A 16,189-nucleotide genomic window follows, 5' to 3' on the forward strand; every position below is an offset into this window, starting at 1 on the left:
ACTAGAGCTTCTCGACCGGCGCGTACCGCAGCAGGAGCCGCTTGGCCTTGCCGTCGCCGAAGTCGATCGTCGCCTGGGCCTTGTCGCCCACGCCGGACACGGCGACGACCGTGCCGAGTCCGAACTGGTCGTGCGTGACCCGGTCGCCGACCGCCAGGGACACCACCGGCTTCTCGGAGGCGCGCCGGGTGGCGAATCCGGAGGCACCCGACGCCGAGGAGCGGGAGCGGGTCGTGGACAGCGAGGCCGCCACCCCGGACGAGACCGGCGTGGTCGCCCCGGTCCGCTTCCACTCCACATGGGTGGGCGGGATCTCCTCCAGGAAGCGGGAGGGCGGGTTGTACGACGGCTGGCCCCAGGCGCTGCGCATCGCCGACCGGGTGAGATACAGCCGCTCCCGCGCGCGCGTGATGCCGACGTACGCCAGGCGCCGCTCCTCCTCCAGCTCCTTGGTCTGGCCGAGGGCGCGCATGTGCGGGAAGACGCCGTCCTCCATGCCGGTCAGGAACACGACCGGGAACTCCAGGCCCTTGGCGGTGTGCAGGGTCATCAGGGTGATGACGCCGTCGCCGTCCTCCTCGTCGGGGATCTGGTCGGAGTCGGCGACCAGGGCCACCTGCTCCAGGAAGTCGGCGAGCGTCCCCCGCTCCTCCTCGCCGCGCTCCTGCTCGAACTCCAGGGCGACGGAGGCGAGCTCCCGGAGGTTCTCGATCCGGGTCTCGTCCTGCGGGTCGGTGGAGGCCTGCAACTCGGCCAGGTAGCCGGTGCGTTCGAGCACCGCCTCCAGGACGGTCGCGGGTCCAGCGCCGGACTCGACGATCGTGCGCAGATCCTCCATCAGCGTGTTGAACCGCTTGACCGCGTTGGTGGAGCGCGCGGCCATGCCGTACGCCTCGTCCACCCGCTTCAGGGCCTGCGGGAAGCTGATCTTCTCGCGCTGGGCGAGGGCGTCGACCATCGCCTCGGCGCGCTCGCCGATGCCCCGCTTGGGGACGTTGAGGATCCGGCGCAGCGGCACCGAGTCCTCCGGGTTGGCGAGCACCCGCAGGTAGGCGAGGACGTCCCGGACCTCCTTGCGCTCGTAGAAGCGGACGCCGCCGACGACCTTGTAGGGCAGGCCGACGCGGATGAAGACCTCTTCGAAGACACGGGACTGGGCGTTGGTGCGGTAGAAGACGGCGACGTCTCCCGCGCGTGCCTCGCCCGCGTCCGTGAGGCGGTCTATCTCGTCGGCGACGAACTGGGCCTCGTCGTGCTCGGTGTCGGCGACATAGCCGGTGATCCGGGCGCCCTGGCCGGCGTTGGTCCACAGGTTCTTCGGGCGGCGGGACTCGTTGCGCTCGATGACCGCGTTGGCGGCGGACAGGATGGTCTGCGTGGAGCGGTAGTTCTGCTCCAGCAGGATCGTGGTCGCGTTCGGGTAGTCCTCCTCGAACTGGAGGATGTTGCGGATCGTCGCACCGCGGAAGGCGTAGATCGACTGATCCGCGTCGCCCACGACGCACAGCTCGGCGGGCGGGATGTCGTACTCGCCGGGCGGGACGTCCTCGTCGTGTTCCCCGGTGCCGACCAGTTCGCGCACCAGCGCGTACTGGGCGTGGTTGGTGTCCTGGTACTCGTCCACCAGGACGTGCCGGAAGCGGCGGCGGTAGTGCTCGGCGACGTCGGGGAAGGCGCGCAGCAGGTTGACCGTCGTCATGATCAGGTCGTCGAAGTCGAGCGCGTTGGCCTCGCGCAGCCGCGACTGGTAGAGCGCGTAGGCCTGGGCGAGGGTCTTCTCGAAGCCGTCGGTGGCCTGGGCGGCGAAGTCCTCCTCGTCGATCAGCTCGTTCTTCAGGTTGCTGATCTTGGCGCTGAAGGACTTCGGCGGGAAGCGCTTGGGGTCGAGGTCCAGGTCGCGGCAGACCAGGGCCATCAGGCGCTTGCTGTCGGCGGCGTCGTAGATCGAGAACGACGAGGTGAAGCCGAGCTTCTTCGACTCGCGGCGCAGGATGCGCACGCACGCGCTGTGGAAGGTCATCACCCACATCGCTTTCGCGCGCGGGCCGACGAGCTGCTCCACGCGCTCCTTCATCTCGCCCGCGGCCTTGTTGGTGAAGGTGATCGCGAGGATCTGGCCGGGGTGGACATGCCGCTCGCCGAGCAGGTGCGCGATGCGGTGGGTGAGCACGCGGGTCTTGCCGGAGCCGGCCCCGGCGACGATGAGCAGCGGGGAGCCGGCGTGCACGACCGCGGCGCGCTGGTTCTCGTTCAGCCCCTCCAGGAGGGCCGCCGAGTCGATGGCGGGACGCGGGGCGCCGTCGCGGTAGTAGGAGTCCCGGTCCGGCGGCACGTCGAACTTCCCGCCGAACAGATCGTCCGGAAGCGGCTCCGGAGCGTGATCGTCCTCGGTCGGCGGCGGGGGCTCCTCCTCGTGCCCACGCGGGGGCTGGAGGTCCGCCAGGAAGCTGTCGTCAAAGAGGCTGCTCATCGCTCTCCGAGTCTAGGGTGCCCCACCGACAACCGGTCGCCGTCCCCGGAACTCGGCCGGCCGGCGACCCCGCCGACCACGGCCCGCGTGGCGCCCGTCGACCGCTCACGCTGCGGAAGCGCCTGCTCACGCGCGTAGACAAGTGCCCCTCAGGTCACGGAAATGTATCGGACATACCTCGCACCAACCTTCACAGGACGCACACGAGTTGGCTAGGTTGCCGTCAGGCCGCACGACCCCTCTCCGGCGAACCTCGCCGGGCCGCGCGGCCTCCGCCGAATCCGGCGCGCCCCGCACGGTGCCCGGAGCCGGGGACCCACCGATCCTGGGGTGAATCGGCCGACCTCCCGCCCGGGACGACGCCGTAGGGCAACCCTTCCGAAGCACCCGCCCGAACCCGACAGCTAACCCGGTAGGCGGCGCGTTGGAAGGAGTCGCCTCTTTTGGCGTCGCACCGCAAGCCGTGGCCCGGCGGCACCCATGGACCGGGCCTGCGCGGCCCCGCCCTCGCCACCGCCGCGTTCACCTCCGTGGCCGTCCTGTCCCACACGGCCGAGGCCGTCCCCGCCCCCGACGGCAGGCCGAGCCTGGAGGAGATCGAGAAGAAGATCGACGAGTTCTACCGCCGCGCCGACTCGGCCGCGGAGGCGGAACCGGCGGCCCGGCAGCGCGCACGCTCGCAGGAGTCGGCGGCAGCCCGCCAGCGAGCCCGCGCGGAGGCGGCGGAGGCCGCCCGGCAGGGGGCGGGCCCGGAGCAGCCGGGAGCCGCCCGGCAGGGCACGCGCTTCGAGGAGCCGGGAGCCGGCCGGCAGGGGGTCTATTCCGCTTCCGCGGAGGCGTCGGCCGCGCGGCAGCCGGCGCACACGGCGGAAGCGCGCCGGGGCGACCCGGGCCAGGACGACCCGCGCGCGGGGGGCGCCCGGCCCGCGGGACGGCACGCCCGGGCCCGCGCGGGCCTGGTGCCGTTCGCCACGGCGCCGGACGTGGCCGCTTCGCTGCTCGCGGAGTTCCCGCAGGACCACTTCGCGCCGAGCCGGGTGATGAACCGGCTGGCCTCGCGCGTGAAGGACGCGGCGGAGCGGACCAGGGCCACCACCGGCGGGAACGCGCGCGGCCGGGACGCGGGCGGCGAGATCACCGATGCGGGCCCGCGGGGCGAGCGCCCTGGCACGCGCATGACGGCCGACCTGGGCGCGGCGACATCGGCTGCCGCCGACCTGGGTGCGCCGATACCGGCTACCGCCGACCTGGGCGCGGCGACATCGGCTGCCGCCGCCCCGTACGACGTGAAGACCGCCAAGGCCGCCGTCCAGCGCAAGCTCGCCACCGCGCGCGAGCTGCTGTCCCGGCTGACCGCCGAGGCGGACGCCCGCTCGGCCGCGCTCGCCGGGCGGAAGCGGGCAGAGGGTGCCGGTCCGGCGTACGGCGCCCAGGTCACCCGGGCCGAGCTGGCGGTCGCCTTCGCCCGCGCCCAGATCGGCAGGCCATACGTGTCCGGCGCCAGCGGCCCCGGCTCCTACGACGCCTCCGGCCTCACCCAGGCCGCCTGGAAGGCCGCCGGCGTCACCCTTCCGCGCTCCGCCCGGGACCAGGCGGCCGCCGGCACGCCCGTGCCGCTCGCCGACGCCCGCCCCGGCGACCTGGTCTTCTTCTACGACGACAGCAGCCATGTCGGCCTCTGCACGGGCAACGGCATGATGATCCACTCCCCCGAGCCGGGCGCGTACATCCGTGAGGACTCCGTGTACCGCTGGGGCGAGTCACTCGTCCACAGCGTGGTGCGTCCGGGCTGACCGGTGACGACCGGGGCGTGCCGCCCGGTTCATGGCACGGGCGGCCGTCAGGTCCACAGCACGGCGATGAACACGTTCGTCGCCGTGAGGGCGCCGACCAGGCCGAACTGGCCCTTGTCGATCGTCTCCTCGTCGCGCTTCACATAGACCAGCCCGAGGATCACGATCAGCAGCGCCAGCTTGATGCCGATCTTGATGGTGTTGATGTGGGCGCCCTGGGCCTGGTTCAGGCCGACCAGGGCCACGCCGGTGACCAGCATGGTCAGCGCGCCGTGCAGCATCCCGGGGACGAACCGGGCCGTGCCCTGGCCCATCGCCTTCATCTGGGTGAGGAAACCGCCGAGCAGCGCGGCGATACCGATGATGTGCAGGCCGACGAAGAGATGGATGAGTACGTCCATGGGGCCGGAGCCTAATTCGTCCCCCACAGCCCCCCGGACGGCAGGGTGCCGTGCCCGCCAGGCGGGCGCCACCTGCCCGGCGCTCCTACAGCGCCGGCGGCCGCACCCATGGCGCGAACCGCTGCCCGGGAGCCGCGTCGGCACGCCAGTACCGCAGGACGGTTTCCTGTACGACCTCAACCCGCTCCGCAGCGATCAGACAGGAGACCGGCTCCCGCCCGCCCGCGTCCGCCTCGAAGGCGAGGAGCACGGGCGGTATCTCACCAAGCTGACGAGTGATTCTCGCGAGCTCGTCTTCCGACGGGGTGCGAAAGACCGGGTCGGCGAACTGCGCCGGACACGTGACGAAGGCCGGGTCCCCGAAGACCAGTTCCAGGCCGTGGGAGTAGCTGAGGTCATACCCGGCCGCCAGCCGGAACTCGGCCGCGTCCCAGGCGATGACGTCCCAGTCCCACCAGGACCCTTCAGGAAGCTGGATGCCGGCATGCCGGTGTCCCGTGTCCACTCTCGGCTCCCTCCACCGACCCGCGCTGTCGATCTTGCATATATCCGTGCCATAGCACCCCATCACCCTCCCCCGTCCCCCTTTTCCGCGCTTCGGTCACCACGCTGCGTGAAGGCGACGACTCCGGGCGGCGCATTCGGTCATCCTCGGTTGGGATCCGGTCCCTCCCGACCAGTTCCGTACACCGCGTTACCGACTTGTCACCGTCAGGCCTAGCGTCCTCCCCCAGGTGACCGGCTCCCCAACGCCGCCCGGCCAAGGGCGGCAGCCGGCCACCCCCGCCGAGAAAGGCCCGGCGGCGGCCCGCTCCCCCTGTGCCGGCCGCCGCCGGGGCCCGGACGGCCCGCTCGTACGACCCGCACGGAAGGACGTGACGGTCCAGGTGGCAGCGCATCGCAAGCCCCGGCAACGCCCGCTCGGAGGCCATACGGCCCGCACGGCCGCGACCCTCGCCCTGGCGGGCGCGGCCACCGCGACCGCCTTCGACGGCACGGGACACGCGGAGCCGCAGCTGACGCCGGCGCAGGTGAAGGCGAAGGTGGACAAGCTGTACCAGGAGGCCGAGGACGCCACCGAGAAGTACGACGGGACGAAGGAGAAGGCGGATGCCGGGCAGCGGCGGCTGAACTCACTGCGCGACGAGGCCGCCCGCAAGGAGCAGAAACTCAACTCTGCCCGGGAGGCACTCGGTTCGTTCGCCGCGGCGCAGTACCGCTCCGGTGGCATCGATCCGGCCTGGCAACTCGCCCTGTCCAGTGACCCGGACCGGTATCTGGACGGCGCCGCGTTCGCCGAGCGGGCCGGCGACCGGCAGGCGGCCGCGGTGTCGCGGGTACGGCAACAGCTGCGGGAGATCGAGCGGTTGCGCGGCGCCGCCCGCGTGGAGCTGGCGTCGCTGCGGTCCCGGCAGGCGGAGCTGCGACGGCGGAAGACCACCATCACCCGGAAGCTGGACGAGGCCCGGCGACTGCTCGCCGGGCTCACCCCGCGCCAGCGCGACCACATCACCGGCGCCACCGGCACCGGCTCCGCACCCGCCTCGCGGTCGGCCTCGGAGCCCCGGCAGCCGCTGCACCCGACCGGCTCCGCCACCGCCCCCGACCCCCGCGCGGCGACGGCCGTCGCCTACGCCTACGCCAAGCTCGGCAGCCCCTATGTGTGGGGCGCCACCGGCCCGAACGCCTTCGACTGCTCCGGCCTGGTCCAGGCCGCCTACCGCTCCGCCGGGGTCTCCCTGCCCCGCACCACCTACTCCCAGATCAACGCCGGCCGGCGCGTCTCCCGCTCCGAACTCCAGCCGGGCGACCTGGTGTTCTTCTACTCCGGCATCAGCCATGTCGGGCTCTACATCGGCAACGGACAGATGATCCACGCCCCGAACCCGTCGGCGCCGGTGCGGATCGCCCCCGTCGACGAGATGCCGTTCGCGGGAGCGACCCGGGTGGTCTGAGGCGCCCCGGCTCAGACCAGCCGGCGGGCCGTCGCCCAGCGGGTCAGCTCATGGCGGTTGGACAGCTGAAGCTTGCGCAGCACCGCCGAGACATGGGACTCGACCGTCTTCACCGAGATGTACAGCTGCTTGGCGATCTCCTTGTAGGCATAGCCGCGGGCGATCAGGCGCAGCACCTCGCGTTCGCGCTGGGTGAGGCGGTCCAGGTCCTCGTCCACCGGCGGGGCGTCGGTGGAGGCGAAGGCGTCCAGCACGAACCCGGCCAGCCGCGGGGAGAAGACGGCGTCGCCCTCCTGGACGCGGAAGATGGAGTCGACCAGATCGGAGCCGGTGATGGTCTTGGTGACATAGCCGCGGGCGCCGCCGCGGATCACGCCGATCACATCCTCCGCCGCGTCCGACACGGACAGCGCGAGAAAGCGGACGGGCTGCTCGGCGTCCGCCATCAGCGCCGCGCACCGGCGCAGCACCTCGACCCCGCCGCCGCCCGGCAGATGCACATCGAGGAGGACCACCTCGGGCCGGGTCGCGGTGATGACCGTGACCGCCTGGTCGACGTCCGCGGCCTCGCCGACCACCTCGACCCCGGTCTCGGCGGTCTGGCCGATCTCGGCCTGCACTCCGGCGCGGAACATCCGGTGGTCGTCGACGAGCACCACCCGTACGTGCCGCCCGGCCGGCTCCCCCGCCCCCGCCGTGCCGTTCGCCTCGTTCGCGTCGCTCATGACGTCCTCTCCGCCCTCTCCATCTCCAGCTCCACCTCGGTGCCGCCGCCCGGCACCGCCCGCAGCCGGGCCGTGCCGCCGTTGCGCTCCATGCGACCGATGATCGATTCTCTGACACCCATGCGGTCGGCGGGTATCGAGTCGAAGTCGAAACCCGGGCCGCGGTCGCGCACGGACACGAAGACCGTCGCCCGCTCGACCTCGGCGTAGACCTGTACGGCACCGCCCTCGCCACCGTACTTGGCGGCGTTCACCATCGCCTCGCGCGCGGCCTGCATCTGCGCGCCGGTCCTGTCGTCCAGCGTGCAGTCGCCGACGACGACGACCTCGATGGGCACTCCGTGCTTGTCCTCCACCTCGGCGGCGCTGCGCCGCACGGCCTCGGCGACCGTGTCCGGCTCGTCGGCCTCGTCCTTGCCGGTGCCCTCCGGCTTGTAGAGCCAGGTGCGCAGGTCGCGCTCCTGGGCGCGGGCCAGGCGGCGCACCTCGCCGGCGTTGTCGGCGTTGCGCTGGATCAGGGTCAGGGTGTGCAGCACGGAGTCGTGGACATGGGCGGCGACCTCGGCGCGCTCCTGGGCGCGGATGCGCATCAGGCGTTCCTCGGACAGGTCCTGGGTCATCCGGACCAGGTACGGGCCGGCGAGCAGGGTGATGCCGACGAGGACGGCGAGCGCCGCCTGGAGGACCGCGCCGAGATGGGCGGCCGAGCCCTGGAGGACGAAGATGGCGGAGACGCCGGCCGTGACGAGCAGGACGCCTGCGGCCGCCCGCACCAGGGTGAGGGTGCGGCGCCGCCGGCCGACCTCGACCCAGCGGGCCCGGCGGGCGTTGTCCGCCTGCCGCCAGACCAGGGCGACACCGGCCGCGACGAGCACGGCGGGCAGCAGATACGCCTTGGCCACGCCACCGAGGTCGACGCTGGTCACGAAGACCACGGACACGACGACCATGAGGAGCAGGGCGACGATCTGGCCCCGGTCGGGCTTGCGGGTCACGAGTCTTCGGCGGCCGTCCGGCGCGGTCTCGGTGGCGACGAGCGACTGCTTCTGCGCCGCGACCCCGCCGACGCCGAGCGGGACGAAGAACCAGAACGCCGCGTACAGCAGCGCTCCGTATCCGTGGGCCATGAACAGGCCCGCGAAGGCGAGCCGGACCCAGACGACGGGCAGCCCGAGGTGCCCGGCGAGGCCCCGCGCCACTCCGCCGAGCCAGCGTCCGTCGCTGCTGCGGTAGAGCTTGCGCGGCGGCCGCGGGTCGTCGAGGGGCAGGCTTGCGGCTTCCGGCATGGCATCGATGGTCACACGGGGTGGCGGGGCGGGGCATCAGGGTCGGCCCCGGAGACTCCCCTGATCTTCCCCGAGCCGGGGCCGGGGCCGCGGTGTCCTGAGCCCGCCGGGGCCGCTCGACCGCGGCCCTGGCGCGTGTCAGGGCCGATCTCAGGGTTCGGCCAGGGTCTTCCCGACTGCCGTGGCGGCGGCCGGGCCGTCACCATGGACGCATGACGGATCACGAGCACGCCGCGACGGGTCCGGGACCCGGCCCCGGCCCGCGCCCGGCCCCGGGCACCGGGCCGACGGATGCCGCGCCCGCCGCGACGGGGAAGACGGACGCGGCCGGCACCGGCGCCACCGACACCACCAGCCCGGGCACCGACACCTCCAGCACCACCACCGGCACCGGCAGCTCCGACCCGCGCCCCGGCGGCCGCGGCACCCGCCCGGACACCGACGCGCAGGAGCAGACGGGCACCGACCCGCAGGAGCCGCAGCAGGACGCCGGCGCGGCCTTCGACCGGTTCCAGCGCGACCGCGGGCACAAGATGATCGCGGGCGTGTGCGCGGGCCTGGGCCGGCACACCGACATGGACCCGGTGATCTTCCGGATCACGCTGGCCGTGCTCTCCGCGACCGGCGGCATCGGCCTCATCTTCTACGGCTTCGCCTGGCTCCTGGTGCCGTACGCGGACGAGGAGGAGAACGAACTGCGCAAGCTCCTGACCGGCCGGGTGGACGGCCAGGCCCTGGCCGCCGTGCTGTTCGCGCTGGTCGGCTGCGGGCTCTTCCTGACCATGCTGAGAAACGGCGGGGTGCTGGCCTTCACCGTGGTCCTCTCGCTGCTGCTGGCGGGCGCCGGGTACTGGTCGCGGCGCCGCGGCGCCTCCGATCCCGACCCCCTCGCCGCGCAGGCCGCCGCCGACGCCCCGCCGGAGGCCCAGGCGCCGCCGGTCGTCATCTCCTACCCCTCGTGGTGGCGGGACCCGATCGTCAAGGACGGCACCCATGTCGGTGGCACCGGGTATCTGTGGGGCCCCGGGGACGCCCGCGACCGGGACGTGCCCTCGGGCGTCGACATCGGCATCCCCCTCCCCTGGACCCACCCCGGCGCCCGACAGCAGCAGCCACCCACGCCCACGCCCCCGAGACCGAGCGGCCCGCGTGGCCCGCGCTGGATCGGCGGCTGGGTGTTCCTGCTGGCGCTGGTCGCGGGTGGCCTGGGCACCGGGCTGACCTGGGACACGCATCCGCTGGGCGCCACTTTGGAGGCCGGTCTGGCCTGCGCGTTGGCGGTCTTCGGGCTGGGTCTCGCGGTCAGCTCGCTGCTCGGCCGCACCGGCGCCGGGACAGTGTTCCTGGCGATCGTCACCGCCGCGCTGCTCGCCGGGGCGGCGGCCCTCCCCGGAGACATCACCACGCACTGGCGGAACACCACCTGGACGCCCACCGCGACGGCCGCGATACGTCCGGCGTACGACCTCGGGACCGGACGCGGCACCCTGGACCTGAGCCGGGTGCACCCGGCCAAGGGGCAGACGGTCGCCACGAAGGCCCATGTGGGCGCGGGACAGCTGAAGGTGATCGTGCCCGCCGGGTCGGCCGTCCGGATGAAGATCGATGTGGGCGTGGGCGACATCCGGTTGCCCGGCGACAGCAGCAAGGACGTGGACGTGCAGCCGAGCAGGCACAGGACGGTGACGCTGGCCCCGGTCAAGGGAGCCCGGGGCACCGGCACCCTGGACCTCACGCTCGGGGTCGGTGTGGGACAGGTGGAGGTCAGTCGTGCTGCGTCATGAGTTCCAGCCGGGAAGGCTGGTCGCCGGGCTCTTCCTGACCGCGACCGGCGTGGTCTTCGCCGGGGATGCGGCCGGCTGGTGGAACACCCCGTGGTTCGGTGTTCTGCCGCTGGTCGTGGGCGGGCTCTGTCTGGCGGTTGTCACGGCGGCCGTCTCCCGGGGCATACGCAGACGGGCCGGCGCCGGGGAAGGTCAGCGGTAACCGCCGGTGCGGGCGCGGCGACGGGCTCGCCAGGCCGCGTCGAGTGAGAGGTAGGGGGCGCCGGCCAGGATCAGGGGCAGCCAGGCCATCAGGTAGGCGAGGTCGTTGCCGTAGTAGTAGGGGGTGGTGGCCCAGCTGACGGTCAGCCAGAGACTGAGGGAGATCAGGGCGCCGCCGAGCGCGGCCACCCGGCCGAGCAGTCCGAGCAGGGTGCCGATGCCGACGGCCAGTTCGCCGAGGGCGATGCCGTAGCCGAAGCCGACCGGGCTCTTCAGGGCCAGGTCGATCAGGGCCGGGACGGCGGCGGAGCCGCGGGCCGCGCGCATGGTGTCGCCGACCGAGCCGGCGCCGCCGGACTTCAGGAAGGCGCTGTCCGTGAGCTTGTTCAGGCCGGCGTAGATGAAGGTGACGCCGAGGAAGACGCGCAGGGGCAGCAGGGCGTAGTGGGCGGCGGTGTCCCGCAGTCCGCGGCGGCCGCCCAGCCGGGCGGGGTGCGTGTCGGTTCGCATACCGTGAGTCATCGCCGTCAGCCGCCTCTCTCCCGCACTGCCCCCTTATCCGACGATACGTAGGGCGGGAGGGGCCGGTTCAACCCCGGGCCGGATGTTCTGCCGTGTTTCGTTCACTCGGTGATGTGGACGATGCACCGGTTGGTCGCCACCCCGGCCGCGGTCACCACCTGGATCTCGGCGGTGCCGGGCTCCACATCGGCCGGTACCGGCACGGTCAGGACGGTGTCCGCGGGGTTGCGGAAGCCACCCGTGACCGGGACCAGCGGGACATGGACGTCGACGGCGCCGATCCGGACGACCGTGCGCGCCAGCCGGTCGGCGGTGTGCGCGCCGGGCGGGACGAAGCCGCTGCCGCGGATCTCGATGTCGTCGCCGGTGCGGATCGGACCGTCCAGGTCGCCGGGTTCCCGGGCGCGGACCACGGAGAGGATGACCGGGCGGCCGCCCTCGGCGTACTTGCCGGCCAGGTAGGTCGCGGCCGAGATCAGCACGACGGTGCCCAGTCCCCAGGGCAGGTCGGGCAGCTGGTCGGGGCGGCGGGCGAGCCGTACGGCGGCGAACAGCAGGGCGACGGCGCTGATGGCGACGTACTGGATGTCGGTGAAGGCGCCCCGGCCGGAGTCGTCGGTGAGCAGGTCGGCGGCGCGCGGCCGGTGGGCCGGCAGCTTCTGGAGCCGCTGGGCGAGGATGCGCACGCCCACCACCCGGCGGACCAGGACGGCGATGCCGCAGACCACGGCGAGGACGGTCACCGTGCCCGCTCCGCGCGCGAGGTCGAGGCCGGAGATGAGGGCGTCGCGTTCGGCGTGGTCGGAGGCGGTGGCCAGGCGGCCGGCCAGCAGCAGGATCGCGTAACCGACGAACAGCACCCAGCAGACGGCGACCGTACGGGAGGTGGACATGCGATTGTCCTCGCCGATCACCGGGGCGAGCGCCCCGCCGCGGGCCCGGTGGAACCAGCAGGCGGCACTGAGCGAGAGGGCGGTGACGAGCGCGGCGAGCAGGGCCGCGGTGCGGGCGTCCGTCCAGCCGGCGCCGACCGCGGTGAGCGCCTCGCCGAGCAGCAGGCCGAGCACCGCGCCCCACACCACGGCCAGGGTCCGCAGCCACAGCCGGGCCAGCCAGGCCTCGCCCTCGGCGCGGCCGCGTTCGGCGACGGCCTCCGCCCGCTGGGTCAGCTCCTCGGAGACCCAGCTCCGGGAGGCCGAGGCCGAGTGGACCACGGCCGCGGGCAGTCCCTGCCCGGCCGCGAACTCGTCGCGCCGGCGCAGAAACGCGGCGACGGCCCGCCGATGTCCCTCGCGTGCACCGTGCGGACAGTCCCCGCAGGTGCAGCCGCCCTCATGGATCCCGTCGGGGCTCGTGCCCCCTCTCGCCTCCTGCACCGCCACGCCCGACGCCCGCCTTCCCCGCGACCTTCCGGCACGGCCGGCGGCACCCTCGGTGCGCGCGCCACGGCCATGCAACTGCCCAGTGCCGTCAGCGAATTGTGCCCTACATCGGGGCCTGTGGGGCCTCCGGAGCGGGTCATGACGGGTGATGCGGCAGCCGGCGTGTTGACCCGACTGCAAGAATGTGCGTATGGCCGAGATCATCCAGCGGGACGGGACCTGGGCCTTCGACGGCAGCACGATCCGGATCACCCCGGGACTGCACCGCTCGGTGCCGCTGTTCCGGCAGACGTACGGGGAGATCGCCGTACCGCTGGAAGCGGTGTCCGGGGTCGGCTACGAACCGGAGCGCAAGCGCGGCCGGCTGCGGATGCGGTTGCGCGAGGGCGCCGACCCGCTGTTGCAGGCCACCGGCGGCCGGCTGCCGGAGGCGGCCGATCCCTACCGGCTGGCGGTGGACGCGGACCGGGGAGCGAACGCGGAGTACATCGCCGAGGAGATCCGGCACGCGCTGCTCATCGAGCAGGTGCCCAAGGAGCCGACGCACAGCTATCTGCTGCCGGGTCCGCCGGTTCCGGTGTCGGTGCGGTCGTCCGACGGTACGGCCTCCTTCGACGGCACCCAGGTCCGTATCGACTGGGCCGACACCTCCGACCGGGTCAAGCGCGCGACCGGCCCGCGGATCATCGCGCTCGGGGAGATCGTGCAGGTGGAGTGGCTGCCCAACTCGGGGGGCGAGGACGGGTTCCTGCGGTTCGTGACCCCGGAGACGGCGTTCTCCAAGCTGCCGCCCGAGCGGGACCCCTACACCCTGGACCTGTGGGGCAGCGTGCGCCGCGATCTGCTGACGGCGCTGGTCGCCGCGGCCGTCACCGCCCGGCTGCCGCATCCCTCGGCCCGTGCGGGCGGGGGGCACGGCGGCGGTGCGGGCCGGGCCCGGGCGGGCGTACCGGCGCAGGGCGACCGCCATGACGTACTGCTGCGCCGACTGCGGGAGCTGGGGCGGCTGCACCGGGAGGGGGTGCTCACGGACGAGGAGTTCGCGCGGACCAAGGCGGTGGTGCTGAGGGAGTTCTGCTGACGGGTGCCGCTCGGGGTCAGCTGAGCAGGTCGGGCTCGGTGCGGCTGATGTCCTGCCACATCGGCTGGTAGTTGATCCAGGCCACGAGGTCGCCGCCGAGCTGTTCGCGGGTGGCGACGGCGAGCTTGTGGTCGATGAGCACCGGGCGCCCGGCGGCCTTGGCCATGAGCTGCACCTGGCAGGACCGTTCCAGGGACAGGAACCACCAGGCGGCCGCGTCCACCGAGTCGCCGACGGTGAGCAGCCCGTGATTGCGCAGCACCAGCGCCTTGCGGGAGCCGAGCGCGAGCGCGATCCGGCGGCCCTCCTCGGCGTCGACGGTGACACCGCTGTAGGCGTCGTAGAGCGCGAGGTCCTCGTAGAAGGCGCAGCTCTCCTGGGTGATGGGCTCGATCAGGTCACCGAGGGCGGCGACGGCCCGGCCGTGCACGGAGTGGCAGTGGGCGACGGCGACCACGTCCGGGCGGGCGGCGTGCACCTGGGCGTGCACGGTGAAGGCGGCCTGGTTGACGTGGTAGCGGCCCTCGACGACCTGCCCGTCCTGGTTGGCGAGGACCAGGTCGCTGACGGTGACGTGCCGGAACGGCATGCCGAACGGGTTCACCCAGAAGCAGTCGGTGAACTCCGGGTCGCGGGCGGTGATGTGCCCGGAGACCCCGTCCTCGAAGCCGCTGCGCCCGAAGATCCGCAGGGCACCGGCGAGCCGTTCCTTGCGGTGCCGGCGCTCGTCCTCGACCGACTCGAACATCTGCGGCATGGCGAACCGCAGCTGGTCGGTGGGGAGCGGCCGGGGCGGGGTGGGCCCGTGCATAGGTCCTCCAGCGCTGGGATTGCTGTCTGCGCGGGAAGTTACCGCCGGTCAGCGCAGAAGGGCAGAGCTGTTCTTGTGAAGATGACGTACGCGAAAAAGAGGTGGAACCGCCGCAGCCGTTCCACCTCTTCCGTACCGGGCCGGCATCCGCCGGCCCGGTGAGTCCCCGCGCGCGTCAGGCGCGGGTGGTCACTCCCACTCGATGGTGCCCGGGGGCTTCGAGGTCACGTCGAGGACGACGCGGTTGACGTCCCGGACCTCGTTGGTGATACGGGTCGAGATGCGGGCGAGGACGTCGTACGGCAGCCGGGACCAGTCGGCGGTCATGGCGTCCTCGGACGAGACCGGGCGCAGCACGATCGGGTGTCCGTAGGTGCGGCCGTCGCCCTGGACGCCCACGGAGCGGACGTCGGCGAGCAGGACCACCGGGCACTGCCAGATGTCCCGGTCCAGGCCGGCCGCGGTCAGCTCCTCGCGGGCGATGGCGTCGGCCTCGCGGAGCAGGTCCAGCCGCTCCTTGGTGACCTCGCCGACGATCCGGATGCCGAGGCCGGGGCCCGGGAAGGGCTGGCGCTGGACGATCTCCTCCGGCAGGCCCAGCTCCTGGCCGACCATGCGGACCTCGTCCTTGAACAGCTTGCGCAGCGGCTCGATCAGCTTGAACTCGAGGTCCTCGGGCAGGCCGCCGACGTTGTGGTGCGACTTGATGTTCGCGGTGCCGGTGCCGCCGCCGGACTCCACCACGTCCGGGTAGAGGGTGCCCTGGACCAGGAACTCCACGGCCGGGCCCTCGTCGGCGATGATCTCGGCCTGCGCCTGCTCGAAGACGCGGATGAACTCACGGCCGATGATCTTGCGCTTCTCCTCGGGGTCGCTGACCCCCTTCAGCGCGGTGAGGAAGCGCTCCTCGGCGTCGACGACCTTCAGCTGGACGCCGGTGGCCGCGACGAAGTCCTTCTCGACCTGCTCGGTCTCGCCCTTGCGCATCAGGCCGTGGTCGACGTAGACGCAGGTCAGCTGGGAGCCGATGGCCTTCTGGACCAGGGCGGCGGCGACCGCGGAGTCCACACCGCCGGACAGGCCGCAGATCGCGCGCTTGTCGCCGACCAGCTCGCGGATGGCCTCGACCTGCTCCTCGATCACATTGCCGGTGGTCCAGGTCGGCTTCAGGCCCGCGCCGCGGTACAGGAAGTGCTCCAGGACCTGCTGGCCGTGCGTGGAGTGCATGACCTCGGGGTGGTACTGGACGCCGTAGAGCTTCTTCTCGTCGTTCTCGAAGGCGGCGACCGGGACGACGTCCGTGGACGCGGTGACGGTGAAGCCCTCGGGGGCGGCGGAGCAGGCGTCGCCGTGCGACATCCACACGTGCTGCTCCTCCGGGGTGCCCTCGAAGAGGGTGGAGGAGGGCCGGGAGACGTGCAGGTCGGTGCGGCCGTACTCACGGGCGCCGGTGTTGTCGACGGTGCCGCCGAGCTTCTGCGCCATCAGCTGGAAGCCGTAGCACATGCCGAAGACGGGGACGCCGGCCTCGAAGATCTCACGGTCGAGGTGGGGGGCACCCTCCTCGTACACCGAGGACGGGCCGCCGGAGAGGATGATCGCCGCGGGGTTCTTGGCGAGCATCTCCTGGACCGGCATGGTGCTCGGCACGATCTCGCTGTAGACCCGCGCCTCGCGGACGCGACGGGCGATGAGCTGGGCGTACTGTGCGCCGAAGTCGACGACCAGGACGGTGTCGGGAGCGGCGGCAGCGGGGTTCGCTGATGACACGGGGTGCC

14 protein-coding genes and 1 riboswitch are annotated in these 16,189 nt (G+C 72.8%); of the genes, 5 read left to right on the forward strand and 9 right to left on the reverse strand.

Annotation, left to right across the window (positions count from 1 at the left end):
• Position 1 precedes the first annotated feature (1 nt).
• On the reverse strand, positions 2-2,470 hold the full coding sequence (gene pcrA, locus ACWCV9_RS21065) for a DNA helicase PcrA (RefSeq protein ID WP_450788598.1): 2,469 nt from the start codon (positions 2,468-2,470) through the stop codon (positions 2-4).
• A gap of 263 nt (positions 2,471-2,733) precedes the next feature.
• Positions 2,734-2,906: riboswitch (cyclic di-AMP (ydaO/yuaA leader) on the forward strand.
• 7 nt (positions 2,907-2,913) lie between these two features.
• On the opposite strand from pcrA, the gene ACWCV9_RS21070 reads away from it, so the two are divergent.
• Positions 2,914-4,263 (forward strand): C40 family peptidase, encoded by a 1,350-nt coding sequence (locus ACWCV9_RS21070; RefSeq protein WP_450788600.1) that lies wholly within the window; start codon positions 2,914-2,916, stop codon positions 4,261-4,263.
• A gap of 47 nt (positions 4,264-4,310) precedes the next feature.
• On the opposite strand, the gene ACWCV9_RS21075 is transcribed toward ACWCV9_RS21070, so the two are convergent.
• Complete coding sequence (locus ACWCV9_RS21075) at positions 4,311-4,664, reverse strand: hypothetical protein (RefSeq protein ID WP_385843430.1); 354 nt, start codon at positions 4,662-4,664, stop codon at positions 4,311-4,313.
• An 85-nt stretch (positions 4,665-4,749) separates the two neighbouring features.
• Positions 4,750-5,169, reverse strand: a complete 420-nt coding sequence (locus tag ACWCV9_RS21080; RefSeq protein ID WP_450788602.1) for a hypothetical protein — start codon at positions 5,167-5,169, stop codon at positions 4,750-4,752.
• Between the two features lie 382 nt (positions 5,170-5,551).
• Here ACWCV9_RS21080 and ACWCV9_RS21085 point away from each other — a divergent pair, with 382 nt between their 5' ends.
• Complete coding sequence (locus ACWCV9_RS21085) at positions 5,552-6,619, forward strand: NlpC/P60 family protein (protein ID WP_450788604.1); 1,068 nt, start codon at positions 5,552-5,554, stop codon at positions 6,617-6,619.
• A gap of 11 nt (positions 6,620-6,630) precedes the next feature.
• Here ACWCV9_RS21085 and ACWCV9_RS21090 read toward each other — a convergent pair whose 3' ends face one another.
• Both ACWCV9_RS21090 and ACWCV9_RS21095 read right to left on the reverse strand, forming a co-directional pair.
• Positions 6,631-7,344, reverse strand: coding sequence for a LuxR C-terminal-related transcriptional regulator (locus tag ACWCV9_RS21090; protein WP_385843427.1), 714 nt, complete (start codon positions 7,342-7,344; stop codon positions 6,631-6,633).
• Entirely contained in the window at positions 7,341-8,630 is a 1,290-nt protein-coding gene (locus ACWCV9_RS21095) for a PspC domain-containing protein (RefSeq protein ID WP_450788606.1), read from the reverse strand. Before ACWCV9_RS21095 ends, ACWCV9_RS21090 begins: the two co-directional genes overlap by 4 nt.
• Before the next feature lie 212 nt (positions 8,631-8,842).
• Between ACWCV9_RS21095 and ACWCV9_RS21100 the strand changes: the two genes are divergently transcribed.
• Positions 8,843-10,414, forward strand: coding sequence for a PspC domain-containing protein (locus tag ACWCV9_RS21100; protein ID WP_450788607.1), 1,572 nt, complete (start codon positions 8,843-8,845; stop codon positions 10,412-10,414).
• The gene (locus tag ACWCV9_RS21105; protein WP_385843423.1) at positions 10,401-10,616 is read left to right on the forward strand and encodes a hypothetical protein; all 216 of its coding nucleotides are present in this window, start codon (positions 10,401-10,403) and stop codon (positions 10,614-10,616) included. Before ACWCV9_RS21100 ends, ACWCV9_RS21105 begins: the two co-directional genes overlap by 14 nt.
• Here the strand turns inward: ACWCV9_RS21105 and ACWCV9_RS21110 are convergent.
• Complete coding sequence (locus tag ACWCV9_RS21110; RefSeq protein ID WP_450788609.1) at positions 10,607-11,137, reverse strand: DoxX family membrane protein; 531 nt, start codon at positions 11,135-11,137, stop codon at positions 10,607-10,609. The two genes, ACWCV9_RS21105 and ACWCV9_RS21110, sit on opposite strands and share 10 nt — an antisense overlap.
• Before the next feature lie 101 nt (positions 11,138-11,238).
• The gene (locus tag ACWCV9_RS21115) at positions 11,239-12,519 is read right to left on the reverse strand and encodes a hypothetical protein (RefSeq protein ID WP_450788611.1); all 1,281 of its coding nucleotides are present in this window, start codon (positions 12,517-12,519) and stop codon (positions 11,239-11,241) included.
• 190 nt (positions 12,520-12,709) lie between these two features.
• Between ACWCV9_RS21115 and ACWCV9_RS21120 the strand changes: the two genes are divergently transcribed.
• Positions 12,710-13,600 (forward strand): DUF4429 domain-containing protein, encoded by an 891-nt coding sequence (locus ACWCV9_RS21120; protein ID WP_385843419.1) that lies wholly within the window; start codon positions 12,710-12,712, stop codon positions 13,598-13,600.
• Positions 13,601-13,616: 16 nt separating this feature from the next.
• Here ACWCV9_RS21120 and ACWCV9_RS21125 read toward each other — a convergent pair whose 3' ends face one another.
• Both ACWCV9_RS21125 and guaA read right to left on the reverse strand, forming a co-directional pair.
• Positions 13,617-14,411 carry a class II aldolase/adducin family protein gene (locus ACWCV9_RS21125; protein ID WP_450788612.1) on the reverse strand — a complete coding sequence of 265 codons (795 nt, stop codon included), beginning with the start codon at positions 14,409-14,411 and terminating at the stop codon, positions 13,617-13,619.
• A 189-nt stretch (positions 14,412-14,600) separates the two neighbouring features.
• Complete coding sequence (guaA, locus tag ACWCV9_RS21130; RefSeq protein WP_450788613.1) at positions 14,601-16,181, reverse strand: glutamine-hydrolyzing GMP synthase; 1,581 nt, start codon at positions 16,179-16,181, stop codon at positions 14,601-14,603.
• Positions 16,182-16,189 lie beyond the last annotated feature (8 nt).

Source organism: Streptomyces sp. NPDC001606 (genome assembly GCF_053596835.1).

What these genes read in the sequence shown, in the direction of transcription:
- ACWCV9_RS21090 (WP_385843427.1), bottom strand. Translation starts at nt 7,344, where the DNA reads ATGAGCGACGCGAACGAGGCGAACGGCACGGCGGGGGCGGGGGAGCCG.
- pcrA (WP_450788598.1), bottom strand. Translation starts at nt 2,470, where the DNA reads ATGAGCAGCCTCTTTGACGACAGCTTCCTGGCGGACCTCCAGCCCCCG.
- ACWCV9_RS21110 (WP_450788609.1), bottom strand. Translation starts at nt 11,137, where the DNA reads ATGACTCACGGTATGCGAACCGACACGCACCCCGCCCGGCTGGGCGGC.
- ACWCV9_RS21075 (WP_385843430.1), bottom strand. Translation starts at nt 4,664, where the DNA reads ATGGACGTACTCATCCATCTCTTCGTCGGCCTGCACATCATCGGTATC.
- ACWCV9_RS21100 (WP_450788607.1), top strand. Translation starts at nt 8,843, where the DNA reads ATGACGGATCACGAGCACGCCGCGACGGGTCCGGGACCCGGCCCCGGC.
- ACWCV9_RS21095 (WP_450788606.1), bottom strand. Translation starts at nt 8,630, where the DNA reads ATGCCGGAAGCCGCAAGCCTGCCCCTCGACGACCCGCGGCCGCCGCGC.
- ACWCV9_RS21120 (WP_385843419.1), top strand. Translation starts at nt 12,710, where the DNA reads ATGGCCGAGATCATCCAGCGGGACGGGACCTGGGCCTTCGACGGCAGC.
- ACWCV9_RS21125 (WP_450788612.1), bottom strand. Translation starts at nt 14,411, where the DNA reads ATGCACGGGCCCACCCCGCCCCGGCCGCTCCCCACCGACCAGCTGCGG.